14 protein-coding genes and 1 pseudogene are annotated in these 26,142 nt (G+C 70.7%); 8 read left to right on the top strand and 7 right to left on the bottom strand.

The window, feature by feature from the left end; all coding sequences use genetic code 11:
* Positions 1-62: 62 nt before the first annotated feature.
* The 6 genes and pseudogenes from BLP83_RS11225 to BLP83_RS11200 form a co-directional block, all read right to left on the bottom strand.
* Positions 63-3,254 (bottom strand): error-prone DNA polymerase, encoded by a 3,192-nt coding sequence (locus BLP83_RS11225; protein WP_091242674.1) that lies wholly within the window; start codon positions 3,252-3,254, stop codon positions 63-65.
* Between the two features lie 1,080 nt (positions 3,255-4,334).
* Entirely contained in the window at positions 4,335-5,783 is a 1,449-nt protein-coding gene (locus BLP83_RS11220; protein ID WP_091242673.1) for a Y-family DNA polymerase, read from the bottom strand.
* A gap of 297 nt (positions 5,784-6,080) precedes the next feature.
* A pseudogene (imuA, locus tag BLP83_RS11215) lies at positions 6,081-6,692 on the bottom strand (translesion DNA synthesis-associated protein ImuA); the annotation flags it as partial.
* Positions 6,689-7,306 (bottom strand): transcriptional repressor LexA, encoded by a 618-nt coding sequence (gene lexA / locus BLP83_RS11210; RefSeq protein WP_091242670.1) that lies wholly within the window; start codon positions 7,304-7,306, stop codon positions 6,689-6,691. The pseudogene imuA and the gene lexA, both read right to left, overlap by 4 nt.
* A 302-nt stretch (positions 7,307-7,608) precedes the next feature.
* Entirely contained in the window at positions 7,609-8,325 is a 717-nt protein-coding gene (locus BLP83_RS11205) for a hypothetical protein (protein WP_091242667.1), read from the bottom strand.
* Complete coding sequence (locus BLP83_RS11200) at positions 8,322-9,023, bottom strand: transcriptional regulator (RefSeq protein ID WP_245680025.1); 702 nt, start codon at positions 9,021-9,023, stop codon at positions 8,322-8,324. The genes BLP83_RS11205 and BLP83_RS11200 overlap by 4 nt, the downstream gene beginning before the upstream one ends.
* Positions 9,024-9,053: 30 nt before the next feature.
* Between BLP83_RS11200 and BLP83_RS11195 the strand changes: the two genes are divergently transcribed.
* From BLP83_RS11195 to BLP83_RS11175, 5 genes are all read left to right on the top strand, one after another.
* On the top strand, positions 9,054-9,455 hold the full coding sequence (locus BLP83_RS11195) for a VOC family protein (RefSeq protein WP_091242665.1): 402 nt from the start codon (positions 9,054-9,056) through the stop codon (positions 9,453-9,455).
* Positions 9,456-9,527: 72 nt separating this feature from the next.
* Positions 9,528-10,412, top strand: coding sequence for an Lcl C-terminal domain-containing protein (locus tag BLP83_RS11190; RefSeq protein WP_091242664.1), 885 nt, complete (start codon positions 9,528-9,530; stop codon positions 10,410-10,412).
* A complete protein-coding gene (locus tag BLP83_RS11185; RefSeq protein ID WP_091242661.1) occupies positions 10,409-11,092 on the top strand; it encodes an Lcl C-terminal domain-containing protein in 684 nt (227 codons plus the stop codon). Before BLP83_RS11190 ends, BLP83_RS11185 begins: the two co-directional genes overlap by 4 nt.
* Positions 11,093-11,228: 136 nt before the next feature.
* On the top strand, positions 11,229-11,837 hold the full coding sequence (locus BLP83_RS11180; RefSeq protein WP_091242659.1) for an RNA polymerase sigma factor: 609 nt from the start codon (positions 11,229-11,231) through the stop codon (positions 11,835-11,837).
* 241 nt (positions 11,838-12,078) lie between these two features.
* On the top strand, positions 12,079-16,959 hold the full coding sequence (locus BLP83_RS11175; protein ID WP_143006656.1) for a hypothetical protein: 4,881 nt from the start codon (positions 12,079-12,081) through the stop codon (positions 16,957-16,959).
* Positions 16,960-16,986: 27 nt separating this feature from the next.
* Here BLP83_RS11175 and BLP83_RS11170 read toward each other — a convergent pair whose 3' ends face one another.
* Positions 16,987-17,898 (bottom strand): DUF808 domain-containing protein, encoded by a 912-nt coding sequence (locus BLP83_RS11170; protein WP_091242654.1) that lies wholly within the window; start codon positions 17,896-17,898, stop codon positions 16,987-16,989.
* A 392-nt stretch (positions 17,899-18,290) separates the two neighbouring features.
* Here BLP83_RS11170 and BLP83_RS11165 point away from each other — a divergent pair, with 392 nt between their 5' ends.
* The 3 genes from BLP83_RS11165 to BLP83_RS11155 all read left to right on the top strand — a co-directional run bounded on the left by BLP83_RS11165 (position 18,291) and on the right by BLP83_RS11155 (position 26,059).
* Positions 18,291-21,077: a hypothetical protein gene (locus tag BLP83_RS11165; protein WP_176764152.1), complete on the top strand. Its 2,787-nt coding sequence runs from the start codon at positions 18,291-18,293 to the stop codon at positions 21,075-21,077.
* A gap of 121 nt (positions 21,078-21,198) precedes the next feature.
* A complete protein-coding gene (locus tag BLP83_RS11160) occupies positions 21,199-23,511 on the top strand; it encodes a Calx-beta domain-containing protein (protein WP_091242650.1) in 2,313 nt (770 codons plus the stop codon).
* A gap of 103 nt (positions 23,512-23,614) precedes the next feature.
* Positions 23,615-26,059 (top strand): delta-60 repeat domain-containing protein, encoded by a 2,445-nt coding sequence (locus BLP83_RS11155; RefSeq protein ID WP_091242647.1) that lies wholly within the window; start codon positions 23,615-23,617, stop codon positions 26,057-26,059.
* Positions 26,060-26,142 lie beyond the last annotated feature (83 nt).

Genomic DNA, 26,142 nt, shown 5'->3' with positions numbered 1-26,142 from the left:
ATCAGAAGGGGCCGGCACTGCCGGCCCCTTCTGCGTTCTGGCCTGTCTGCCCGCCCTTCGGTTCAATGGAAATCCCGCGAGCGCGCATCCAGCGCGCCCAGCAGGTTGCTGACGTCGGTCAATCGACCTGCGATCAGGTGACGCACGCCGTCGGCAGATTCGAGGTGGCCTTCCACCAGCAGCAGGCGCGATTCCAGCAGGGCGCGGCGATCGCGGATCGCCACCCGCTGCCAGACCACCAGATTGACCATGCCGTCCTCGTCTTCGAGGGTGACGAAGGTGACGCCGCTGGCGGTGCTGGGCTGCTGGCGCAGGCTGACCAGGCCGGCGTAGCGCACATGGCTGCGGTTGCGCATCTGCGCCAGCTCGCGCGAGCGCTTGCAGCGCAGCGCATTCAACTGCGGCCGCAGCAGGGCCAGCGGATGCGGCCCCAGCGACAGACCTGTACGCGCGTAGTCGGCCAGCAGGTTTTCGGCGGCACTCGGCGGCGGCAGGCTGACCTGCACCTCGGGTGTGGGCAGGTCCTCGAACAGGGGCAGGGGGGTCTCGACCCCGGCCACCGCCCAGCGCGCGCGGTGCCTGTGTCCCGCCAGCCCGCGCAGCGCGCCGGCCTCGGCCAGGAGGCCGAGATCACCGCGGTCGAGCTGGGCGCGATGGGCGAGATCCTCGACATCGCGGAAGTCCCTCTGCGCACGCGCCAGGACAATGCGCTGTGCCGCCTCGGATTTCAGCCCGCGCACCTCGCGCAGGCCGAGCCGGATCGGCCCGCGTGCGGTCGCGCCGCCGGCCTCGAGGTGCGAATCGAAGGCGCTGTAGCGCACGTCCACCGGATGCACGCGCACGCCGTGGCGGCGGGCGTCCGCCACGATCTGCGCGGTCGAGTAGAAGCCCAGCGGCTGGGCGTTGAGCAGGGCGCAGGCGAAGGCATCCGGGTGGTGGCACTTGAGCCAGCAGCTGACGTAGGTGATCAGGGCAAAGCTGGCGGCGTGCGATTCCGGAAAGCCGTAGCTGCCGAAGCCCTTGATCTGCTCGAACACCTGTTCCGCGAACTCGGGCGGATAGCCGCGCGCGGCCATGCCTTCGAGGATGCGCGCGCGATGGTGCTCCAGCCCGCCGCGGCGCTTCCAGGCCGCCATCGAGCGGCGCAGCTCGTCGGCCTCGCCGGGCGTGTAGCCGGCGGCGACGATGGCCAGCTGCATCACCTGCTCCTGGAACAGCGGCACGCCTAGCGTGCGCTCGAACACCTGTTTCAGATCGGCCGAGGGATAGGTGACGGGCTCGAGGCCCTGCCGACGTCGCAGGTAGGGATGCACCATGCGGCCCTGGATCGGCCCGGGCCGCACGATCGCGACCTCGATCACCAGGTCGTAGAAGGTGCGGGGCTTCAGCCGCGGCAGCATGGCCATCTGCGCGCGCGATTCGATCTGGAACACGCCGACGGTATCGGCACGCTGGATCATTGCGTAGGTGGCGGCATCCTCCGCCGGAATGGTGGCCGGCGTGAGTTCGATGCCGCGCGCCTCGCGCAGCAGGTCGAGGCAGCGCCGCACGCAGCTCAGCATGCCCAGCGCCAGGCAGTCGACCTTGAGCAGGCCGAGCGTATCGAGGTCGTCCTTGTCCCACTGGATGATGGTGCGCTCGGGCATGGCCGCGTTCTCGACCGGCACCAGGGTCGACAGCGGCGCGTCCGAGATCACGAAGCCGCCGACGTGCTGCGAGAGATGGCGCGGAAACCCCTTCAGCTCACTCGCGATCTGCAGCAGCCGGCGCACCACCGGGCTGTCGAGGTCGAAGCCGCGCTCGGCCAGGCGCTCCTCGATCGGCACGGCACTCTGCCCGCGCGCCGAGGCCGCGCTGAGCTGCTCCAGCTGGTCGGCTGACAGGCCCAAAGCGCGCGCGGCATCGCGCAGGGCGCTGCGGCTGCGGTAGCAGATCACGGTGGCCGCCAGCGCCGCGCGCTCGCGGCCGTAGCGCGTGTACAGGTACTGGATGACCTCCTCGCGGCGCTGGTGCTCGAAGTCGATGTCGATGTCGGGCGGCTCGTTGCGCTCCTTCGACAGAAAGCGCTCGAACAGCAGCTGGCTGTGGGCGGGGTCGACCTCGGTCACACCCAGCGCGAAGCAGACCGCCGAGTTCGCCGCCGAGCCGCGACCCTGGCAGAGGATGCCGCGCTCACGCGCGAAGCGGACGATGTCGTGCACGGTCAGGAAGTAGGCCGCGTAGTCGAGCTCGGCGATGATCGCGAGCTCCTTCTCGATCTGTGCCTGCACTGTGTCCGGCACGCCCTGTGGCCAGCGCCAGCGCGCGCCCTGTTCGGTCAGCGCCCGCAGCCAGCTGTCCGGCGTATGGCCCTCGGGCACCACCTCGCGCGGGTAGCGGTAGCGGATCTCGCCGAGACTGAAGCAGCAGCGCTCCGCGATGGCGAGCGTTTCCGCCATCAACCCATCACCGTAGATCGCGAGCAGGGCTCGCCGCGTGCGCAGATGGCGTTCGCCGTTGGGGAACAGCAGACCGCGGGCCTGGACCACGCTCAGCCGGTGGCGCAGCGCAGTCAGGCAGTCCTGCAGCGGTCGCCGCGCGCGGATGTGCATGTGCGCGTCACCGCAGGCGACCGCCGGCAGGCCGCAGCGCGCGGCGAGATCGAGCCGCTGCCGCTTGTGTGCTTCATCGTCCGGACCGCGATGCAGTTCGACCGCCAGCCAGCAGCGATCGCGCCACTGCTGGGCCAGGGCCTGGCCCTGGGCGACGAGTTCAGCCTCGGCCAGCGCCTGCGGAATCCACAGCAGCAGCAGGCCCGGCGGCGCCGGTTCGAGGTCGGCGCGCTCGAAGCGGTACTCGCCTTTTTCCGAGCGCCGGCGCGCGCGGGTGATCAGCTCGCACAGCGCGGTGTAGCCGCTGCTGTCCTCGACCAGCAGCACGCATTTGAAGGCTCGGTCCCGCGTGCTGAATTCGGCGCCGACGATGAGCTTGAGGTCAGTGGCTTTCGCCGCCTCGTAGGCGCGCACGATGCCGGCCAGCGAGCACTCGTCGGTGATCGCCAGCGCGCTGTAGCCCTGCGCCCGCGCGCGCTCGAACAGCTCCATTGCGCTGGACGCGCCGCGGCCGAAGCTGAAGTTGGAGAGGCAGTGCAGTTCGGCGTAGGGCGGGGTGGTGCTGCGGGGGCGCTTGGGGCTCGGGCGCGGAGGCGCTTCGCCGCGGGTGCTGTCGCGGCTGGGTGTGCGGGGCAGGGGAACGAGGTTGTCGGTGGCTGCCATAAATCCGAGAGATCGAGCGAAGAGCCGATAGGAGCCCCTCTCCCTTGGGGAAGCGGTTCGGGTCGCTGATCGGCTGCCGGTGGCAGCCGATGAGCCCTGGAGCCCGAGCGAAGCGAAGGCAGGCTGGGGAGGGGCCGGGCGGAGCGGGCGCCCTGAACCTGGCCGAGCGGGAAGCCTTGGCTCGTGCTTTGTGTGTTTCTCATCGCTTGCCGCTTGCCGCTTGCCGCTTGCCGCTTGCCGCTTGCCGCTTGCCGCTGCCGCTGCCGCTGCCGCTGGCGTTTGCCGCTGGAAGCGAAGAGCAAGAGCAAGAGCTTTCGGTCAGCCCTGCGGGCTGTCCGACCTACCTTTCTTTGCGTGGCCACTGCGCCGCAGGAGCGGCGCGAACGCCGAAGGCGGCCCCGGAGGGGCGGAGGGCAGGATGCCCGGAGTCAAGAAAGGTAGGCCAAAGAAAGGCCACCCCTCGTCCGCGCCCTTCGCGCATCCGTGCGCGAAGGGTTCGCGTGAGTCCGTGGGTGTTCGTGGACAGGCCCTCCCTGGCCTGTCACGAACATCGCCGGCCTCCCTGCCGGCGCCCCTGCGGGCGAATCCACGAACTCCCGCCGCTTCCCAGGGGCCCCGTTCAAGAGCGCGGGCTCCTGCCCGCAAGAGCCGGAGCAACAGCAACCGCAAGCCGCAAGCCGCAAGCCGCAGGCATAGGGTGGGCCCTGGCCCACCGAAAGCTCCGCACTCGCCCCGATCAAGCCTGGCCCACATGCCTCCGCAGCACGTTCCCGCGCCGCACTGTTGCCACCAATCCGGATCCTGACCGCGCATCCCGTCAATCAAGCGCACTGATTTCCAGGACCGGGGCGAGCATCGAGCGCATGGTGGGCCAGGGCCCACCCTATGAAACCCGCTCTGATGCGTTGCACCCGGCGTGCCCGTCGATCCTCAAGCCACCGGCTTCAAACGAATCCCGAATCCCTCCCGGCCCTCGCGCACGGCGCTCCTGCGTTCTGCGTCTCGCACGACAACGCCGCGCAAGCGCGCTGCCTCCACACCATCGGCTTCAAACGATTCTCCATTCCCGATTCCCCGCCCTCAAGCAAACCATCCCTGCAACATCCATCCGTTCGGAGTCGCCGCATCGCCCGCCGGCCGGAAGGCCCAGGCGCGCTGGCCGCTGCGGGTTTCGATGAGGTAGTAGTCGCGGCGCTGGTCGGCCTCATCCCACCAGCCGGCTTCGATGCGTTCGGGCCCGGCCAGCACGGCGGCGACCGCCTCGCGCAGCGGGCGTGGTTCGGGCAGCAGCCAGGGCGGGCGCGGCACCGGGCGCTGGGCCGGGTCGCGCTGCTTGCGCGTGGCCACCCACTGCTGGGCGCGCTCGGGCCGCGGGTCGCCGGTCAGCATCAGCTGCTGCAGGGCGTCTTCGCCCAGCCGGGCGCGCAGGCGTTCGCGCAGGCCTTCCCAGGGTTCGGTCTGGCCGGGCGCGGTGTCGAACAGATCGTTGCGCGCCGGAATGAAAGGCGGCAGCTCGTCGGCCTCCAGGCGCAGGGCCAGTGCGGCCTTGGGCAGTGGCAGGCGCTCGAGCCGGCCGCGGGCGAGTTCGAACAGGCGCGTCGCCTCGCGCTCGGGCGTGAGCAGGCCGATCTCCAGCGTGGTCGCGGGCCTGCCCTCGTGCTCCAGGGCGAGCACGAAGCGCTGCACGCCGCCGTCGCGGGCGGTGAGGAACTCGGCGAGGTCGCTGCACAGCCGGCGCAGGGGGAACAGCAGCGGCGTGAAGTGTTCGATCTCGTAGCTGAATTCGACGCGGGCAGCGAAGCGTTCGGGCGGGCGATACAGGTCCTGCGGGTCGGGCGCATGGCCGAGCAGACGATCGATACGCCCCAGCAGCTCGGGGCCGAAGCGTCGCGCCAGCCCCGCGCGTGGCAGGGCGAAGACCTGTCGCAGTGTGCGCAGGCCCATGCCGCGCAGGCTGTCGGCTTCGCGCCCGGACAGCGGCAGGGCTTCGACCGGCAGCGGGTCGAGCGCGTGCTTCAGCGGGTCGGGTCGATCCACCGCCAGGCCATCGCGATACGCGGCCAGCAGGCTGGCGCCGCTGATGGTGGGCGCGGCGGCGATGCGGTGCTGCACGCCGAGTGCGGTGAGATCGGCGCGCAGACGGCGCTCGAAGGCCGGCCACTGCCCGAACAGGCCGAAGCTGCGGCCCACCTCCAGCACCACGGTATCGGCCTGCGGCAGGCAGACCATCGAGCTGTAGCGGTAGGCCCAGGCCGCCAGCAGCTCCAGCAGGCGTTGCGCGTCCTGCGGGCGGTGTTCGAGCACGCGCAGCTCGGCGCAGAGCGCGCGTGCGGCCGCCAGTGCGTGGCCCCGCTGCACGCCGCTGCTGCGTGCAGCGCGGTTGGCATCGAGCACGCGGCGACGCTGCGCCGGGCCTTCGATCAGCGCCAGCGGCGCCTCAGGCTCGGACTGCTGGCGCAGCACGGCGTCCAGCGCCAGCTGCGGCAGATGCACGGCGGCCCACAGGGGCGGTGGCGTGGAAGTCGACATGGCGGGCCGGCATCAGAGCGCGTGACAGAACTGGACGCCGTAGCGAAGGGGCCGCGTGGCGTTCGTGGCGAGGCGCGCAGGCCTTGGGCAGCGCCTTGCTGCGACGGGTGTCCAGCGGCGGCTGCAGTCGGCGGGCGGCGCTTTCATCGGCGCTCAGTGCAGGGGCAGAACAGACGACAGGCCAGGCTGCGGCCCGCGATAGGCCTCGCAAAGGCCCTTCGCCTCGACGACGCAGGCTGCCCGTGGCGCTGACGACGGCTCGGGCGCGTTCAGGGCTCTGGGCGCGCGCTGCCGCCAGCGCAGGCTGCGCGCGGGCGGGTTGGCACCGCGGGCCTTCAGCACGCGCAGCTCGCCGTCGGCATCAAGGCTCAGGCGCAGCGCCGCCGGCGAGGTCTGCGCGGCCGCACGCAGCGGCCTGAAGGCGAGACCCAGGCTGTGGCCGGCTTCGGCCGCCAGCTGCAGCCGGCGCAGGCTGCGCTCGTCGGCGTCGCGGCCTGCATCCGGCCAGCACAGCACGGCTGCGCAGCAGCCGGCGCGCAGGCACTGCTCGGCCGCCCACAGGGCCTGCTTGGGCGGCGCCTGCACCACCACCAGCGCATCCAGCTCGATCCCGCATTGGACCAAGGCGGGCGCATACGGGCGATACGGCGGCGCCACCAGCACCAGGCGGCCGCGCCCGTTGCTCAGGCGCGCCAGCAGGGGCAGCACCAGGCTCAGTTCGCCCTGACCATCCGCGGCGAACAGCACCTCGCTCAGGCTCGACTGCGGCCAGCCGGCGGTGGGCAGGAAGCTGTCGAGTTCGGTGAGGCCCGTCGATTCGGCCGCGCGCTGGCTGCGCGCGCTGCCGGCGCGCCACAGGCGCGGATCGGTGAGCAGCTGGGCCAGCGGCGTGGCGCTTTCGGCGCTCATGGCGTGCTCCCGCTGCCCAGCCGCAGCACGCCGACGAACAGGCCCTCGATGGCGAAGCTGTCACCGGAGGCTGCATCGATATCGATGGGCGCATAGGCCGGGTTTTCCGACAGCAGCTGCAGGCGGCCCTCGCGCTGGCGCAGGCGTTTGACGGTGATCTCATCCTCGATGCGCGCGACCACGATCTGGCCGTCGCGGGCTTCGGGGGTGCGATGCACGGCGATCAGATCACCGTCGAGGATGGCCGCATCGACCATCGAATCGCCCTGCACGCGCAGCAGGAAGTGCGCGCGCGGGCGGAACAGCCCGGGGTCGACCGCGACATGCCGCTCGATGTGCGCATCGGCCAGGATCGGCCGCCCCGCCGCGACCCGGCCGACCAGGGGCAGCCCGGCCTCGGGCGTCGGCATCAGCAGGCGGATGCCGCGGGCCTTGCCGGGCTTCAGCTCGATCAGCCCCTTGGCCTCGAGTGCGCGCAGGTGATCCTGCGCCGAGCGCGCCTGCCTGAAGCCAAAGGCCTCGGCGATCTCTGCCAGGCTCGGCGGCGAACCGTCCTGGGCGAGGCGGGCGCTCAGGAAATCGAGGATGGCTTGCTGGCGGTCGGTGAGTGACATGAGCACAAATTTATGTGGTAACCGGCGAGGCGGCAAGCGCGGAGGTGTGAAGGCCGCCGGGAATGGGGAATTGGCCATCGGGAATCGTTGAAGCCGGCCGCGGCGAGGCGCATGCCGCCGCAGGGCGGACAAGCCCGGGAGGCTTTGCGCAAGCGCCGAAGTCGGCTCGATGCCATGGGGTTTCGCCGCCTTTCCCGGGCGCAGTGCAGCCCTAGGCTCGCGGGGTGAGATTGAAAACAGGGGCGATCGGCGGAGGCGGGCCGGCGCGATCGGGCGTCGTGCGCTGGCGGTCGGTCCGAGCCTCAGGTGCCTCGCAGCGCAGCCAGGCGTTCGAGGCGATCGAAGATCAGGTCTTCGCGGTCTGGGCTCTCTGCCGTGTTCTGCACCGCATAGTCGAACATCGGGAGTTCAAGCAGAGCCGCAATTTCGGTGCCGATGTACTCCCGGAGACGAACTGGAGCATCCAGAACTTCGCCAATGAGTTCTTGCCTGCCATCGACAACAAGCAGGATGTCGAGGACATCCATATTGCCGAGAGGCGAGCGGCGACCGCGCCCCTTGAATGCTTCAAGCTTTGTGCCGAGGAAGTATGGCGCGGTGACGATGCGCGCTTCGAGCCCGTTCGGAAGTTTGAAAGATGTCGCCGTTCTCAGCGCGTCCGGATACCAGTAGTTGCTGAAGCCGAGGATGTTGTCGGGTGTGTCTGGCATGAAGTCGACCAGGAGCTCTGGCGTTTTGCCGTCTCGAAGACGAGTCCGACAGATCACTTCATCTTCGGCAGGTCGAAAGCCGCGCTTCTGCAACTGCTCCTGCAAAAGGTACCAAGGCCCAGCACCCACGGCATGCACGATCACGTCGACATCCTCGGTCGAGCGGACGGCGTTGCGTACGATCGGGTCGGTCAGCAGAAAGCCTGTGGCGCAGCCGCCGACGAATGCGACTTGCGCACGAAGCTCCTCGCCCAGGGCTTCGACAACTCTTCCGATCATCTCCTCATGCATCAGCGCGAAGCCGCTCATGGCTTTATCCCCAAATGGCTTTGCAGGAGTTTCGCGGCGACGATGGATTCACGAGCTCGCCCGATGCGAATCGAATCCACCAAGGCAAGGCAGCCATACAGCCAGGCATCCCGTCGCACCGCGATCGGCACGCAGCGGTGTAGCGGGGCGATGCCCTGTCCTTGACGCAGGCCTTGGGCATCGGGCCAGACGTAGATGTCTTCACCGGCTGCTATCAGCCGGCCCGCCAGCACCGGAGCCGCATGCGCCGTGGGAATGCCGCGCACGAGTGGGCCGGGCTCAGCAGGAAAGAAGTACTTCAGTCCGTACTGGATCAACTCCAGCAGGCCCTGGGTGTTCACCTGGGGGCGACCGCTGCGGCGATCGGTGCGCAGCAGGCCGACGCTGCGGCTGCGGCGCAGGCCGCCGCTGACCTCGGACTTGCTGATACCGGTGCTGAACTCCAGGCTGCGTACGGCGTAGAGGTCGGCTTCGTTATCGAGATCAGCTGCGCCGGCTTCTTCGGAGGCTGGTGTCCAGCCCATCCACTCTGCGGGCGCTCTGAGTTCGGCCACGCGGGCTTGGCCAAGCTGTCGCTCCAAGCTCACCAGCTTGAGCAGCAGGATGATGTCTTGACTCTTGATTCCGGGCATGGGCGGAGTTTTCCATGTCCTAGGACGCAGGACAACACTCTGATCCTCGTCATTGTCGGCAGGCACACTTCACAGCCTCCTTTGACGAGCACACCCATGCCCACGCCCCCACAGCTGTTCCAGTTCGCCCTGCTGGTCCGCGACTACGACGAGGCCATCGCCTGGTACACCCGGGCGCTGGGTTGGAGCCTGCTCGAAGACACGCCGCTCTCGCCGGAGAAGCGCTGGGTGGTGGTCGGCGTGCCGGGGTCGATGCAGGTCTTGCTGGCGCGCGCCGCCACCGAGGCGCAGGCCGCGCACATCGGCCGACAGGGCGGGGGGCGGGTCTGGCTGTTTCTGCGCAGCACCGACTTCGACGCCGACTGCGCGCGCTTGGCCGCTGCCGGCGCGCGCTTCGATGGCGCGCCGCGCAGCGAGGCCTACGGCCAGGTGGTGGTGTTCGAGGATCTGTACGGCAACCGCTGGGATCTGATCGGTCCGGCGCGCGCCAGCGGCTGAGCGGCGCCGCGTTCGCTTCGCTCGTCCTGCCGCATTCCTCGATCCGTCCATCGCCGGATCGAGGTCGCCCCCATGCCGATACTCCGCTGCATTCCGCTCGCCCTGCTGGCGAGCCTGCCGGCCGCGTCCGTGCTGGCCCAGACCGGCCGGTTGAACGACACCGGCCAGCGTCTGACCTATACCGCCACGGCGGTCTCGCCGCTGCCCGATCCGCCGGACTTCCCCGGCCAGGACGCGCGCCACGGCCGCGACATCGCTTTCGAAGAAGGCGCCCTCGCCAAGCAGGGCCGCGGCGCTGCCGGCTTCGACTTCAGCAAGCTCGGTGCGGACGGCCAGCCGCTGCCGGTGCAGGACCAGGCCTGGGCGAGCGATACGCAGGGCTTCGATGCCGGCAGCGAGGCCGCCGGCACGCGCTGGTCCTGCGTGCGTGACCACGTCACCGGGCTGGATTGGGAGGTGAGGACGCATACGCCGGTGCCTGCACTTCGCGACCGCCGCTGGACCTACAGCTGGTACAGCAGCGCGCAGCGGCCGGACGGCAGCGCCAATGCCAGCAACGGCGGCGATCCCGGCGGCAGCAATCGCGGCGAGTGCTTCGACAGGTACGACGCCGACAGCAACCCGGGCGGCCTGTTCTGCGACAGCGCGGGCTATGTCGAAGCGGTCAATGCCGTCGGCCTCTGCGGCAGCAGCGACTGGCGCATGCCGACCCGGCGCGAGCTGGAATCGATCGTCCACTACGGCACGCGCTGGCCGGCGATCGACACCGCGATGTTTCCCGACGTGACCGGCGACTTCGGCAACCCGCAGAACCCGGTGCCGAACGTCACCTGGACGGGTACGCCGGCGGCCTTCAGCGACCAGGCCTGGAGCCTGTACTTCGAGTACGGCACCCCGGTCGACGGCACCAGCAAGACCCTGGCCGCCTCGGTGCGGCTGGTGAGGAGCGCGCCATGAGTGCCGGCATTGCAGCCGCGGGATCGCGCGGTCGGCCCTGGGACATCTGCACGCGAACGCCTGCGCTCCTCGCCGTGCTGTGGGCGCTGTCGGCCGTCGGCCCGGTCAGCGCGCAGAGCTGCTTCAACGCGCAGGTCGCGGCGTCCACGCCCACGGCGGACTTCGAGCTCCAGAACGACGGCACCGCCGTGCACCGGCCCAGCGGCCTGCAGTGGATGCGCTGCTCGCTGGGCCAGGCTTGGAGCGGTGCGAGCTGCAGCGGCACGGCGCAGAACCTGACCCAGTGGCGCGATGCGCTGCAGCTGGTGCGCGCGATCAATCTGGGCGACTCGAATGCGGATGGCGACGGCGCGCCCGGCTTTGCCGGGCACAGCGACTGGCGCATGCCCAACTTGAAGGAGCTGGCCAGCCTGCACGAGGCCTGCCGGCGCACTCCGGCGATCAACGAGCAGGTGTTTCCGAACGCGCCGGCGCAGGGCCTGCACTGGACCTCGACCACGGTGCACCAGAACGCCGTGGCGGTCTGGTACTTCGACTTCGGCTCCGGGCGCGCTGGCTTCGCGCTCAAGTCCGAAGCGATGCCGCGCTTCCTCCGCCTGGTCCGCGGTGGCAGTGCCGGGGGTGGCTACCAGGCGGGCACCAACCGGGTGTTCGCCAACGGCTTCGAGGCCGCGCCCTGAGCCTTGGCGGCGGGGGGCTCTTTGTCCCACGCCAACCTGTGTGGGGCGGCGGCGCGGCCGCCGTCCCCGGGCGATTGATTCAGGGCCGGCAACTGCGCACAGTGTGGCGGTCCTCACGCGCAGGCTCCGCCCGGCCATGGGTGAATCGAGCAGTTCCGGCCACACCACTGCGTTTCTGCTGCACCGCATCCGCGACGGTGACGCGGCGGCGCGTGCGGCCCTGGTGGCGCGGGTCGGGCCGCTGCTGCAGCGCTTCGCCCGCGGCCGCGTGCCGCAGCTCCTGCGGCATCAGCAGGACACCGCCGACCTGCTGCAGATCACCTGGCTGCGGGTGCTTGAGCGCCTGCCGCAGATCCGCACCGAGTCGCCCGGCGATTTCTTCGCCTACCTGCGCACGGTGCTGATCAATGCCCTGCGTGAAACCCTGCGCCGGCAGGGGGCTTCGCCGGTGCTCGGTCCGGGCGGCGAGGACGATGTCGCGGCCTCGGCCACGTTGCCGGCGGCCGAGGTTGATCCCGACGATTGGCTGGCCTATGAACAGTCGCTGCAGCGGCTGGAACCCGCCCACCGCGCGCTGGTGCTGATGCGCTTCGAGTTCGGCATGAGCTTCGCCGAGATCGCGACCGAGCTCGGCGAGAGCGCCGACGGCGTACGCATGAAGTTGAACCGCGCGATCGCCCGCATGGCCAGCACAGCTGAGGCGTCGGCCCCAGCATCGGCGATTGGCGATTCGAATCCCGCCTAGGGTGGGCCCTGGCCCACCGTGGCCTGGAATACGTCGGCATCTGCGTGGGTGGACAGGCCTCTCGCCTCGATTCGCAGGGGCCTGCGCGGATGGGCGGGCAGGGTGTGGTTCGAGTTCATGGTGGGCCAGGGCCCACCCTATTGGGTGTTGGTGTTGGTGTTGGTGTGGGCGTCAGCGTTCGCTTTCGTCCTCTGGCCGCATTCCTGCAGGGGAGCGGCCATGGGGGCCCGGAGCGACGACCATGCATGTTCTCCTTCCACGCTTAGCCGCCTGCCGCGCCGCGCGGAGCCTGCTGACTCTCGTGCTGGCGCTGCTGGCCATCCCGGCCTGGGCGCAGATCGCGGTGACGCCGGCGCTGCCGACGCCGCAGTCCACGCTCAGCCTGGCGGCGGTGCCGCCGGCGGCCGGCAGCTACCGCTTCCGCCTGCGCACCGCCGGTGCGGTGCTGCTGCAGTCGGGCGCGCTGAACACCGGCACCGACGGCAGCGTCCGCGCTTCGCTGGCGTTGGGTGCGATCGCCCCGGGCAGCTACACGCTCACCCTCGATGACAACAGCAATGGCGCCCAGGTGTTCAGCCGCGCGCTGACCGTGGGCGCGCCGCTCGGCCTCACTGCGACCCCCGATCCGCTGCGGCCGGGCGACGCGCTGCGGCTTGCCCTGAGCGGCCTGCGCCCGGCGCCGACCCAGGTCCGCATCAACGGCCAGCGCGTGTTCGGCCCCGAGCTGCTCGACGGCGGTGCGGCCACGGCGGCGGTCGATCTGCGCCTGCCGGCGGCGACGCCGACCGGTGGCAACGCCAGCCTGCGCGTCGAGCAGCTCGAAGGTGCGCAGGTGATCGCCGCCGGCGATGGCAGCGTGCGCGTGCTGGCCGCGGGCTTCAGCGCGCCGGCGCGGGTGCTGAACCTGGCCGGCCTGCCCGCGAATCTGCGTATCGGCGAGGCCTTCACCGTCAGCGGCCGTCTGGAGCTGCGCCAGGGCAGCCCTGCCGGCCTGCGCGCGCGGCTGAACCTGCGCCTGCCGGATGGTCGCGTGCTACCGCTCGATGACGGTCGCGGCGTGGTCGCTGCCGACGGCAGCTTCGCCATCCGTGGCTGGGTGCGCTCGATCTGGAGTGGCCTGCCGCTGCAGCTGCCGGCCAGCGGCCAGGGCCAGACCGACATCGTGTTCACCGAGCCCGATCCGCCCTCGCCGCGCAGCCCGAGCCGCGGGCCCTTCAGCCTGCCCGCCGGCAGCGTCAACTTGCCGGCCGAGGGCGATCCGGTGCAGTTCCGGGTGCGTCTGCGCACGCCCGACGGCCAGCCGATCCAGGGCGGCATCGTCACCATCGATGGCAACGTCGGCAGCATCCTGCCGCGTGAGCCGGGACGCGCGTTGGCAGGGCTCGAGCCGAAGGGCACGCGGCCGGTGGCGGCCTCCAACCCCGGCATGGCGCTGAACAATCTGGCCCAGCTCGGGCCGATCCTGCAGCAGACCGCACCCGCCCTCTACGCGCGCATCCTCGGCCAGTGCCCGGTCACGCTCTGGCGCGGCGAGACCGACGCCAACGGCGAGGTCACCGTCACCCTCACCTTCACCGAGTTGGTGGCCGCCTCGGCCCGGCACCTCGGCCAGCAGGCGAATGACGGCAACACGTCCGGCCCCGGTGACAATGCGCCGCTGGAGAGCCTGATCCTGCTGCGCGCTTCGGGGCTCACCGTGGGCTATACCGCGAACGCCGACGGCGGCATCGCCCAGGGCATCGAGTATCCGATCATCTACCAGCACGGTGGCGGCACCTTCTGCGGCGGCGACTCGCTGGAGTATTTCGAGTGCACCAACCCGCTGGGTTTCAACCCGCTGCTGGTCTACACGCTGCGACCCTACAGCGGCACCATCAGCCTGCCGCTCGATCCCGACATCGGCGGCCTGCCGCGCAGCGTCGACGCCGCCGGCCTGGCGACCTGGGGCCCAATCACCACCTTCCCGGGCAGCGCGTTCAATGATGCGCAGGGCCTGAATATCGCTGGTGACCTGCCGGTCCGTTTCACCCTCGATCAGGGGCTGTTCGGCGTGGTGCAGTCGGCCTTACTGTCGAAGTGGGTGCGCAATGCGCAGAACCAGTGGGTCGAGCAGACCCTCGGCAGCTTTCCGGTCAGCCCCTCGCAGGCCTGCGCCGGCCCCGGCGACACCGAGTTCGAGGTCAAGCTGCCGGGCTTCCACCGCAGCCCCTGGGGCGTCGATCGCTACCGCATCCGCGTGCAGGGCACGCCGGCCAGTGCCTTCGGCGAGTACCGCTTCAAGCTGGAAACCCGCCCGCCGCCGCTGTGGTGGCGGCAGCCGCCGGAAGACATGCTGAGCCGCAGCCTCGCGCAGTGGACGCCGGCGCGCGCCCACCTGCAGATGACCGTGCGGCCGGATCCGGTGGCGGTGAACGCCACGCCGCCGCAGGAGATGCCGACGCTCGAGAACCGCAGCCAGGGCGAGGAGCGCCTGAGCGGCAGTCTCGATGCCAACGGCCAGACCAGCTTCGTGCGCGTCGGTGAAAGCGAAAACCGCACGGTCAATCGCGAGGCCGAGCCGCGCAGTGCGACCCGGTCAGGCCTGGCCTACAGCGAGACGATCGGGCCTGAGCGCATCCTCGATACGGGTTGGATGCCGGTGTTCCGCTTCGCCTGGGGCGTGCCGCCGATCGCTGCCGCCACCTTCGGTATCGACGCCCGCTTCTGGGCCGACCTGCTGGTGCAGATGCAGGCCGAGCTGGATCTGGAAACCGGCCAGCTGGCCAGCCTGCTGAAGACCCAGCCTTCGGTGGGCGGCGCCATCGATGCCTTCTTCAACTTCAGCGCGGTGCTGGGCCTGGTCGACATGACCGCGGGCTTCACCCCGAGCTTCGGCGTGGCGATGCCGGTGACGGTGGTGAACGGCCGGCTCGACCCTGCGCAGAGCGAGCCCTGTTTCCGCTTCCGCATGCAGGTGCGCTACGACGTCAGCGTCGGCCTGTGCCCGCTGTGCGTGGAGTTCGGCGACACGGCAGTGCCGATCGACGAGCGCGAGCCCAACAACAGCTGCCAGATCCCGGACCTGGGCAGTGTGAAGTCCGAGGCCTCGACGCGGCTGGCAGCGCTGGGCATCACCCGGCTGGCGCCGGTCAGCGCGGCCTTCGATGCGCTGGGCCAGGGGGGGCTGGCCGAGGCGCGCGAGGGCCGGGTGCAGTTCCGCCCCTGGCAGGGCGGCGGTTTCGCGGCGCCGGTCGATCTGGGCGCTGCGGTCGGCGCCAGCGCACCGCAGCTGGCCTACCACGCGCCCGGCCAGGCGCTGCTGGTCTACGAGCGTTCATCGCTGTCGGAAAGCGCCTTCCGCGCCGCCAGCCTGCAGGCTGCCACCGCCAGCCGACATCTCGCGTTCCGTCGGCTGCAGAACGGCAGCTGGGGCGCGGCGCAGAACCTCACCGCGCCCGGCGCGGGCGGCGAAGGGCAGGTCAGCCTCGCGGCCTGTCCCGCCGGCAGCAGCGGCTGCCCGACCGGCGGCGAAGTGCTGGCGGTGTGGACGCGCGATGCCGGCGCCGATCTGTTCGGCTTCCGTTTCGAGGTCTGGCACGCCTTCTTCCGCAACGGCGCCTGGACCGCGCCGGCGCGCGTCGCCGAGCCCGGTGCCGGCAGCGATATGCACGCGCGTGCGACCTATGCCAACGGCGTGCCGATCGTCAGCTTCACCCGCGCCGGCGGCCGCAGCCTGGCCGCGCAGGCCACGCGCCAGCTGATGTATCGCGTGCTGCCCGGCGGCGTGCCGGCGCCGGTCGGCGGCGCGCCCGAGGGCGTGGTCTGGCAGGCGCTGACCAGCGATGCCCAGGGCCGGCCGGTGCTGGCGTTCACGGCACACCCGGCCGGGGCGGCGCAGATCGGCAACCAGGCCGAGCTGTGGAGTGCGCTCGGTACCTGCAGCAGCAACAGCTGCAGCTTTGCCAGCCAGCGCCAGACCGATGCGCTCGGCCGCGGCCTGCGCGCCGAAGCGCCGACCCTGCTGCGTACCGCCGGCGACGACGTGCAGCTGGCCTTCCGCGGGCTGGGCTTCAGCCCGAACGCGCAGGGCCTGCGCGCGGCCCCCGGCGACCCGATCGGCATGCTCGCCGGCACCGGCAGCCTGGTCAGCGTGGTGCCGCGCTTCGACGCCGCACCCACGTCCCTGCTCACCCTGGGCGATGGCGCCGGGCTGTGGATGAACCCGGTGCTGGTGCAGAACCCGGCGACGCAGGGACTGCTGGCGCTCGCCGACGTCAGCGCGGCGCCGGTGTTCAACGTCGCGGCGTTCGAAAAGAGTCTGGCCTTCGAGCCGCTGCGTCCGACCCTCAAGAGCACGCCGGTCGAGGGCAGCCTGCAGCTGCTCAGCCTGGCCGATGCGCCCGATTTCGCGGTGGAAGCCGTCCTGCCCGTCGATACCGTGCTGCAGCCCGGCGGCACGATCCGCGTGCAGGCGGCCCTGCGCGCCCGCGGCAAGCCCTGGCAGGGCGCGGCCGGCGGCGAGGCGCTGCGGATCGAGGCCGCCTGGGACGCCGAGCCCGGGGTTGGCGAGTTCGCCGGCCGCACGGATCTGAATGCCTTCGGGCCGGGCGGTCAGGCGCTGGTGGATCTGCAGGTGGCCGTGCCCGCGCAGTTCGGTCGCGATGAAACGCGGCGGCTGTTCGTGCGCGTGCAGCTCGGCACCCAGGCCGATGCCGACGGTGCCAACGATGTCGGCAGCGCCGACATCGGCGCGCTCGAAGTGCCCGGCCTGCCCGAGGTCGAAGTGCGCCAGCGCGATCGCCACGTGCTGCTGGAATGGCCGGCGGCGACCGACGCTCGCGTCAGCGCCTGGCGCATCTGGCGGGCCAATCCCGCCAACGCCGCCGGCGAGCAGGACTGGACGCCGGTGGGCTCGAGCTTCGTGCCGGCCTTCATCGACTTCACCGGCGCCGAGGGCCGCACCCACTGGTATCGCGTCACCGCGCTGACCGACGCGGGCATCGAATCGGCGCCGGGCCCGGCGGCGGTGGCGGTGCGCGACATGCGTGCGCCGACTGGTGTGTTCGCCAACGGCTTCGAGCGCGTCGACGAGCCGCCGGCCGCAGCGACGGCGGGTTATGTCATGCAGGCGCCGGAGGGGTAGCGGGCGGAAGTGCGCGGCGCGCGGGCCTCAGTGCGCCGCGCCGCCGCGCAGCTTCTGCACCCCCATCCACAGCGCCACCAGCACCGATCCTGCGGCGATGCCGACGCCGGCGTTGATGGCCATTTCGGCCGGCAGCGCGAAGCCGCCGAGCGCGGGCAGGGTCGCCTGTACCCAGTGGTGCAGGGGGCCGATGCCGTGGACGAGGATGCCGCCGCCGACCAGGAACATCGCCGCGGTGCCGGCCACCGACAGGAACTTCATCAGCCAAGGCGCGGCGGCGAGGATGCCGCGGCCGATCGCCTGCTTGGCCGCTGACGCGCGCCGGGTCAGGTACAGGCCGAGGTCGTCGAGCTTGACGATGCCGGCGACCAGGCCATAGACACCGATCGTCATCACCAGCGAGATGCCCACCAGGGTGCCGAGCTGGCGGCTGAAGCTGGCGGTGGCCACGGTGCCCAGCGCGATCACGATGATCTCGGCCGAGAGCACGAAGTCGGTACGCACGGCGCCCTTGATCTTGTCGCGCTCGAAGGCCACCAGATCGACCTCGGGATTGGCGACCGCGTCGATACGCGCCTGGTGTTCGGCCTCGACCTCGGCGCGATGCAGCCACTTGTGCACCAGCTTTTCGACGCCCTCGAAGCAGAGGAAGGCACCGCCCAGCATCAGCAGCGGCACGATCGCCCAGGGCAGGAAGGCGCTGATCGCCAGCGCCGCCGGCACCAGGATCGCCTTGTTCACCAGCGAACCTTTGGCCACCGCCCACACCACCGGCAGCTCGCGATCGGCGCTGACACCCGTCACCTGCTGGGCGTTGAGCGCAAGGTCGTCGCCCAGCACGCCGGCGGTTTTCTTGGTGGCGAGCTTGGTCATCGCGGCGACGTCGTCCAGCAGGCTGGCGATGTCGTCGATCAGGGCGAACAGGCTGGATCCGGCCATGGCGGGCGTCGTCGATGTTCTGTGAGGAAGGCGCGCAGTGTAGGGCGTTCGCCGTGGCGGTGACTGCAGCGCAGTCCGTCGCGGCAGGTCGCCGCCCGGGGCCGCGCCAGGCCATCCGCTGCGGACACCCGAGTGCGGGCGAAAGGGCTCGCGATGCCGCACCTGTCCTTGGCCAGACCGCGAGCGCTGCCCCTTTGGTCTGGCCGAACCGCAAGCGGTGTCTCTTCTCTCCGGCGAAACCGCAAGCGGTGCTCCTTCTATCTGGCAAAACCGCAAGCGGTGTCTCTTCTCATTGGCAAAACCGCAAGCGGTGCGCCTTCTATCTGGCAAAACCGCAAGCGGTTTTGCGTGACCCCCGGCAGGACGGATCGCGACCATCGTCAGGAACTGCCATGACTGCTGCCTCCACCCGCGCCTGCGCGCGCCTGTGGGTCCTTGCCCTGGCCTGGGTCGTCTGCGCGCCCGTCGCGGCACAGTCTGCTGTCGATCTGCGCGCCGACTTCAACACTGGCCCCAATGCCTCCCAGGTCGGCGGTACCGGCGGGCAGTTCAGCGGCGCGGTGAGCTTCGGCGGTCGCTACCTGTTCACCCAGCGCACCGCTGAACATGGCACCGAGCTCTGGGAGACCGATGGCACGCCGCAGAACACGCGCCTGTTCTTCGACCTCTGCCCGGGGGTGTGCGACGGCTTTCCGATCGGGCCCAACTTCCACATCGAAGGGTCGACCCTGTACTTCACCGGCAACGACGGTCGTACCGGCGTCGAGCTGTGGTCGCTGGCCGCGGCCGCCAGCTCCCCGCAGCTGGTCGCCGACATCGAACCCGGCGCCGGCTCTTCGCGGCCCGAGGCCTTCCGCCGGGTCAGCTTCAGTGCCGGCGGCGGCCCCGTCGCGCGCACCTTCTTCACCGCCACGCGTTCCGATGTCGGCCGTGAGCTCTGGCGCCTCGCCGGCGGCAGCGTGCAGCTGGAAGCCGACCTCGTGGCGGGACCGGGTTCGTCCAATCCCGGTCAGGTGCAGCTGTGCTCCACCAGCCAGATCTGCCTGCTCGCCGTCGGGCCCGGCGGTGGCACCGAGCTGCGCCTGCTGAGCTATGCCAGCAGCAGCGGCGCACCCTCGGGGACCAGCGGCGTGGGGGGCCTCGACCTCGGGCCCAACCGGAGGATTTCCGAGTTCGTCGCACTGGGCCCCAACACCTATTTCGTGCTCAGCGACTTCGTCCAGAACCTCTCCGAGCTGCGCGTGTTCGGCAACAGCGCCGCCAGCTCGCAGCTGCTCGACAGCTCAGGCGGAAGTTTCGCCATGGGCCAGCTGACCTTCAATGCACCGCTGTTCCGCCTGTTCTACGTGCGCGGCAGCCAGCTCAAGGTCACCGACGGCAGCCCCGCCGGTACGCTGCTGCTGTCGAGCAGTTCGCCCGAGGCGCTCATCAGTCTGGGCAACCGGCTGCTGTTCACCGGTCTTGCCAGCGGCGTGGGTCGCGAGCTGCACGTCAGCGACGGCACCGCCGCCGGTACGACGCTGCTGAAGGAGCTGGTCAACGGCAGCCAGGGAGTGCCTGCCGTGGTCAGCGGCTTCAGCCGCCTGCTGAGCGGCAATGGCACCCGCGTGTTCATGGCGTTTCCCAACCCCGCGCTGGGCGGTGCGGCCCGGCTCTGGGTCAGCGATGGCACCGCGGCCGGCACCCTCGACATCAGCGGCAGCGCGCTCAGCCAGCCGGGCTTCATCCGTGTCATGGCCAGCAGCGGCACCACGGTGATGTTCGCGCACGCGCCCGGCAACGCCAACATCAACGACGGCGACCCCTGGTTCAGCAGCGGGCTCGGCGTGGGCACGCTGCCGCTGGGCAGCTTCCGCGCGGCGGTCGGCGACAGCCAGGTCAGGATGGTGGCGAGCTTCGGCGATCGCGCCTTCGTCTCGGCGTTCGACGGCAGCCAGCGTCTCAACTTCGAGCTCGACGCCGCCGATCTCTCGCCGCCCGTGCCGCGGCCGGACATGTCCGACCTGATCGGCGAGCGTCTCGGGCGCTTCTGGCACACGGGTGCACAGAGCGTGCTGATGACCCGCACCGCCGCGGGGCAGAGCGAGAGCCTTGGCCTGCCCGCGGTGACCGATGCGCTGGAGTGCTATGTCGAGCGCAACGGCGCCGTCTATTTCCTGGCCACCACCGACAACAACAGCTTCGGCGATGTCGAGATCGCCCGCAGCGACGGCACCGCCGCCGGCACAGCGGTGGTGACCGATCTCTCGCAGCCCGGTGATCGGCGGGTGCAGAACCTCTGTTTCAGTAACCGCAGACTGCTTGCGGCCGTGGGTTCGCGCCTGCTGTTCGTAGCCAAGACGGCCAGCTCGGAGATGGAGTTGTTCGCGCTCGACGCCAACGACGCGCCGAGCCTGGTGCGCGATATCCGCCCCGGCGCCGAGTCCAGCCGGCCGGGCGAGCTCATAACGCTGAGCGGGCGCGCGGGTCTGCCCGATCTGGTGGTGTTCCGTGCGGACGACGGCGTGTTCGGAGAGGAGCTCTGGGTCAGCGACGGCACCGGCCAGGGCACGCAGCGCCTGCTCGACATCAACCCCGGCCCGCCGGCGAGCTTTCCGCAGGATTTCGTCAGCGATGGGCGGCGGGTCTTCTTCACCGCCTTCAGCGTCAGCCACGGCCGCGAGCTGTACGTCAGCGACGGCACGCTGGCCGGCACCCGCCGCGTGATCGATCTGTTCGCCGGCCCCGGCAACGCCTTCGGTGACACCAGCCTGCACGGCGTGCTGGCGCAGGCCAACGGTCGGGTCTACTTCAGCGCGGTGAGCTCGCAGCAGCCCGGCTGCGCCCTGTTTGAAAGCGATGGCAGCGAAGCCGGCACCCGCTGCGCCTACGACAGCGCCGCCCAGACCCTGCAGGCGGTGGGGCGCGAGGCGGTGGCGCTGGACGGCGGCGCCCTCGTGTTCGCCGCGCATCGCAGTGCGCCCGTCAACGACGGTCGCGAGCTGCGCCTGCTGCTGAACGGTCAGCTGCTGGACCTGGTGGGCGGCGATCTCGCCCAAGGTCCGGCGAGCAGCAATCCCTTCGCTCTGCGGCGCGTCGGCGGACGCGTGCTGTTCACTGCGCGCGGTGCGGTCGGCGAGGAGCTGTACCGGCTGCAGGTGCCGGACTTCAGCCGGGTGTTCGACAACGGCTTCGAGTAGTGCAAGCGCAGAGGTCGACATGGGCGCGCAGCGCGAATCCCCACGGGGCATGGCAGAAATCGGGGCGCTCTTGCGTGACCCCCGATGACCGCATGCCTCATTGCCTCCTCGGTGACCCGCCATGAACCGCCCACTGCTGCCGCCTGTCCTGCTGGCCTCGCTGTTCTGCCTCGTCCATGCGTCCGCGCAGGCTGCGGTCTTCACGGTCGACAGCAGCAGCGACAGCGCCGGCCTCACCGCCTGTACCGCGGCGCCCGGAGACTGCTCGTTGCGCGGAGCGATCGCCCGCGCCAATGCCGCGATCGATGCCGACGAGATCGTCTTCGACATCCCGCTCTCCGACCCCGGCTGCAGCGCCAGCACCGGCGTATGCCGGATCGCTGTTGCCGCCGACTTCAGCGTGACCCAGCCCCTCACCATTGATGGCTACACCCAGCCGGGTGCGCAGCCCAACACGATTCCGGCGCCTGGCGCCCACAACGCCGAGCTCAGGATCGAGATCACGAATGCGCCCGGCTTCAACTCTTTCCGCCTGTTCGAGGGGCAGGGTGCGTTCACCTTGCGCGGGGTGGCGATGTTCCTGCCCAGCGGGGGCATGATTTCGGGCGCGCGGCCGCGCTTCGTGCTGCAGGGCAACTGGTTCGGCGTCACCGCGGCCGGCACTGCGCCCGACTACAGCGGCAACGGCCATGTGCTGTCGCTGTCGGTGTGTACCGCCAGCGAGGTGCTGATCGGCGGGCCGAACCCGGAGGATCGCAATGTCATCGCCGGCAGCGGTCGTGACGTCGACGGCCTGCCCGGCGGCGGCAGCGCACAGGTCTGCGCGGCCACCGGCAGCCTGCGCGTGCATGGCAACCTGATCGGCCTGGCGCCTGATGGCGTCACCCCGCTGCCGCTGCGCGACGCCTTCCAGATCCGCAGCCAGCAGAACGTCTCGCCGCCGGCGCCGGTGGCGCAGATCGACTTCACCGACAACCGCCTGGTGCGACCGGTGCGCAACTTCTCGGGCGGCTTCGGCGGCGGCCTGCGCTTCACCGCTGGCGCGCTGATGGACCGCACCGCGCGCATCGAGGGCAATGTGTTCGGCCTGGCCGTTGACGGTACCCGCATCGGCGTAGAGCGCGACCACATCTTCTTTGACGCCGGCAGCAGCGCCAACGGACACGCGGTGCGAGTCGGAGGGCTGGGTGCCGGTGAGGGCAACACGTTCGCCGCCGGTATCGCCCAGGGCTCCAATTCGCCCTCGCTGGGGTCGGTGGCCTTCGTGCAGAACGGCCTGCCGCTCAGCCGGATCGAGTTCGTTGGCAACACCCTGCTCGACAATGCCGGCATCGGCCTCGACTTCCCGCACTCCACCGCGGGGGGTGGCGCGGCGACCGGGCGCACGCCCAACGATGCCGGCGATGCCGACAGCGGCGCCAACAACCTGCAGAACCACCCGCAGATCCTCGCCTACAGCGTCGGCGCGGGCACGTTTTCGGTGCGCTACCGGGTCGACACCGCGCCAGCCAACGCCAGCTACCCGCTGCGCGTCGACTTCTACCGCGCGCTCGGCGACGAGGGCGAAGTCCTGCTCGACAGCGACGTGTACCTGGAGGCCGAGGCGCAGACCGAGAAGCAGGTCAGCCTGGCGGTTCCGCCCGGCATGAGTTTGAGCGCCGACGACGTGATCGTCGCCATCGCCACCGATGCCGAGGGCCGCAGCAGCGAGTTCAGCTTCGACACTGCCGCGATCACGGTGGCGGATACGCCGGATCCGTGGCCGGCCGGGCTGCCCTTCGAAGTGGAAGTCATCGCCACCGCCACCAGCGGACCCTTCAAGCCGAACGGCGTGGCAGTGGTGAACCTGCCGACCACGCCCCCGGCGCGCTGCGAGGCCACGCTGCAGCCAACGGCGACGCCGAACGTCAGCCGCGGCCTGTGCAGCCTGATCGCGCCGCAGGTCGGCACGCGCACGCTCACCGCCACCTACGACGCCCTGCGCGGCGCCTTCGCCAGCGCGACGGGCGGCAATCTCACGGCGACCACATCGCACACCGCCACCGACCCCGGTCCCGAGCAGGTCGGCTTCAGCGGCTGCCGCGCCACCGCGCTGGAAGGCCGCGAACTCGAAGTGCGGGTGCAGCGGCCGAGCGGTGGCGTCGCCAGCGTCAGCGTGCAGCTGCGCCATGAGACGGGCACGGCGACCGTGGACGCCGATTACTCCCCGCCCGCGGACCAGGTCCTGAGCTGGGGTCCCGGCGATCTGGCGGCAAAGCGCATCGCCATCGCCATCGCGGCCGATGCCGACGGCGAGCCCGACGAGACCTTCCGCCTGCGCCTGGTCGACCCGGTCGGCGCGGCTCTGCTGCCCTTCGGCGTGCTGGAGATACGCATCGTTGACGGTTCCGTGCGTGGCTTCAGCGATGGCTTCGAGGGCGTCTGTCCGCAGTAAGTAATCGCCTGGGCCGGAGCGCGCTGCGTTCGCGCTCGCGCTGCGATGGCAGAACCGAGGGCCTTTGCGCGTGACCTCCTGCGACCCGCGCCGAGACTCCGCCATGTCGATCCGATCACTGCTGGCCGTCCTTTTCCTCATCCTGTGCATGCCGGGGCCGCAGCGCGCGGCCGCTCAGAGCGCACGCGACGGTTGGGCGCCGGTGCTGGACGCCTCAGCCGAAGTGCAGGCGCTGCTCGATGCGGGCGACGGCAGGGTCTATGTCGCGGCCCGCTTCGACGGCACCACCAGCGCGCTGCGCCGGTTCAACCCTGACGGCAGTCCGGACACCAGCTTTCCGGAAGCGGTCCGCGGTGCGGATATCCACGCGCTGGCCGTGGTCGACGGACGCGTGTGGGTGGGGGGCTTCGATCTGTTCACCGGCGGCAGCAGCCGTGGCGCGCTGGTCGTGCTGGATGCCCAGGGCGCGGTGCTGCCGGCCTTTCCGGCGCGCTTCGGCCGGGTCCATGCGATCGAACCCGATGGCAGTGGCGGTGCCTTCGTCGGCGGTGAGTTCAGCCTGATCGACAACAGCCTCGTGCGACTGATTCGAACCTTCGTCGCCGAAGACGGCGACTTCAGCCTGCATCCCGATCAGCCGCAGTACCAGGGGCGCACCGTGCTCGCCCTGAAGCGCGTGCGCGACGGCGGCCTGATCGTCGGCAGTGACGGGCTGGCGGGCTCGGGCACACCGAGTTCGCTGGTGCGCCTGCACCCGAGCGGCAGTCCGGATCCCGGCTTCAAGGCGCGAATCACGCAGGAGATTCTCGACATCGAGCAGGCGCGCAACGGCGACCTGCTGGTGGCCGGCAACTTCTTCTCGGTCAACGGCGAGAACCAGACAAGCTACACGCGCCTGCGCGCCGACGGCAGCCTGAGCCCGGACAACCTCAGCCTGCCGATCGGCTGCTGCGCGAGCCGCGTGATCGAGCGCCGCAATGGCGAAGTGCTGGTGGCCGGCAACTTCCTCTCGCAGGTCGCCGGCACCGACCGCCTGCTGCGCATTCCTCTGCTCCGCAGCAATGGCGCGGTCGGCCCTCTGGCGCGGCCGGACGGGCAGAACGTGCGCGAGCTGCTGGAGCTGGCCGACGGCAGTGTCCTCGTCGGTGGCCGCTTCAGCACGCTCGACGGCGTCGAGCAGCGCAACCTGGGCCGGGTGCGCGCAGACGGCACGGTCGACGCCGAGTTCCGCATCCAGACCGACACCGGCGTGTTCACCACCCTGGCCAGCTTCGAGGACGGCGTCTGGCTGGGCGGTGACTTCACCCAGTTGAATGGGGTCGCGGTCGGACGCCTGGTCAAGCTGGACCACCGCGGCCGCCGCGCGCCGGCGAGCAGCCACGCGTTGAATCGCGTGCCCTTGGCCCTGCTGCCGCTCGACAACGATCGCCTGCTGGTGGGCGGCGACTTCACCCAAGTCGGCGCCCAGGTGGCCAGCCACCTGCTGCTGATCGAGAACAGTTCGGGCGGTCGTCTGCCGCTGTCGATCGGTGCCGACAACACCGTCCACGCGCTGGCCCGTCAGGCCGACGGCAAGATCCTCATCGGCGGCGCCTTCGCCAGCATCGGCGGCGTGGCGCGGCGCGCGATCGCCCGTCTGAATGCCGATCTCAGCCTCGACACCGGCTTCAATCTGCTGATGGATTCGACGGCCGTGGTGCGCGCGATTGCCGTCTCACCGGACGGCGGCATCGTGCTCGGCGGCAGCTTTGGTGCCCTGGGCATCGAGTCGCGCCAGAACCTCGCCAAGGTGCGCGCGGACGGCTCGATCCAGGCCCTTTTCACGCCCAACCCCAATGGCCGCGTCGACAGCCTGCTGATCGCCCCGAACGGCGAGGTCTATGTCGGCGGCACCTTCACCAGCATCGGCGGGCAGGCGCGCAGCCGCGTCGCCCGGCTGGAGGCGGACGGCAGCCTCGGCAGCTTCGCGCCCACCGTCAACGCCGGCACCACCCGGGTCAGCGCGGTCGCCCTGCAGGCCGATGGGCGCGTGCTGCTGGGCGGCAACGGCGGCCTGCTGAAGCGGGTGGAGGCGGGCGGCGCCAACGATCCGGGTTGGAGCCTGTCGTTCACCGGCAGCGCCGATGGCTTGAGCCTCGGCAGCGACGGCCGCCTGTGGGTGATCGGCAGCTTCGCCAGCATCGCCGGCGAGCCGCGCCAGGGCATCGCCCGCATCGCGCCGCCCGATCGCCATGCCAGTCAGGCCTTCGCCTACAGCGATGTCCTGCGGCGGCTGTTCTGGGGCGTACGCAGCACCGCCCCCGAGGTCGCGGGCCTGCCGCGCGCCAGCCTGTCGCTGGATCGCGGGCAGAGCTTTACGCCGCTGCCGGCCATGGTCCGCCAGAGCAGCCTGTGGCGCAGCACGCTGATGCTGCCCTTGGACACGGAGGTCTTGGTGAGGATCGAGGCCGAGCATGCCGCGGCGCCGGCCGGCAGCGGCCTGGGGCAGCTGCACAGCGAGCTGCTGCTGTTCCAGTCTTCCGCGCTGTTCGGCAGCGGCTTCGAGTAGCCGACGGCGCGGGCGCGCTGCCGCGGTGGAACCTTTGCCACCCCCGTCTCGGTTAGTCTGGGCCTCCGCGCCGGGCAGGGGGC

Origin of the sequence: Aquimonas voraii, from assembly GCF_900101825.1 — a bacterium.
Classification (GTDB): domain Bacteria; phylum Pseudomonadota; class Gammaproteobacteria; order Xanthomonadales; family Xanthomonadaceae; genus Aquimonas; species Aquimonas voraii.
This window is presented reverse-complemented; position numbering and strand designations above follow the sequence as displayed.

Excerpts from the sequence above, each read along its gene's own strand:
- BLP83_RS11225 (WP_091242674.1), bottom strand. The coding sequence starts at position 3,254 with ATGGCAGCCACCGACAACCTCGTTCCCCTGCCCCGCACACCCAGCCGC.
- BLP83_RS11220 (WP_091242673.1), bottom strand. The coding sequence starts at position 5,783 with ATGTCGACTTCCACGCCACCGCCCCTGTGGGCCGCCGTGCATCTGCCG.
- lexA (WP_091242670.1), bottom strand. The coding sequence starts at position 7,306 with ATGTCACTCACCGACCGCCAGCAAGCCATCCTCGATTTCCTGAGCGCC.
- BLP83_RS11205 (WP_091242667.1), bottom strand. The coding sequence starts at position 8,325 with ATGAGCGGCTTCGCGCTGATGCATGAGGAGATGATCGGAAGAGTTGTC.
- BLP83_RS11195 (WP_091242665.1), top strand. The coding sequence starts at position 9,054 with ATGCCCACGCCCCCACAGCTGTTCCAGTTCGCCCTGCTGGTCCGCGAC.
- BLP83_RS11190 (WP_091242664.1), top strand. The coding sequence starts at position 9,528 with ATGCCGATACTCCGCTGCATTCCGCTCGCCCTGCTGGCGAGCCTGCCG.
- BLP83_RS11185 (WP_091242661.1), top strand. The coding sequence starts at position 10,409 with ATGAGTGCCGGCATTGCAGCCGCGGGATCGCGCGGTCGGCCCTGGGAC.
- BLP83_RS11180 (WP_091242659.1), top strand. The coding sequence starts at position 11,229 with ATGGGTGAATCGAGCAGTTCCGGCCACACCACTGCGTTTCTGCTGCAC.
- BLP83_RS11175 (WP_143006656.1), top strand. The coding sequence starts at position 12,079 with ATGCATGTTCTCCTTCCACGCTTAGCCGCCTGCCGCGCCGCGCGGAGC.
- BLP83_RS11170 (WP_091242654.1), bottom strand. The coding sequence starts at position 17,898 with ATGGCCGGATCCAGCCTGTTCGCCCTGATCGACGACATCGCCAGCCTG.
- BLP83_RS11165 (WP_176764152.1), top strand. The coding sequence starts at position 18,291 with ATGACTGCTGCCTCCACCCGCGCCTGCGCGCGCCTGTGGGTCCTTGCC.
- BLP83_RS11160 (WP_091242650.1), top strand. The coding sequence starts at position 21,199 with ATGAACCGCCCACTGCTGCCGCCTGTCCTGCTGGCCTCGCTGTTCTGC.
- BLP83_RS11155 (WP_091242647.1), top strand. The coding sequence starts at position 23,615 with ATGTCGATCCGATCACTGCTGGCCGTCCTTTTCCTCATCCTGTGCATG.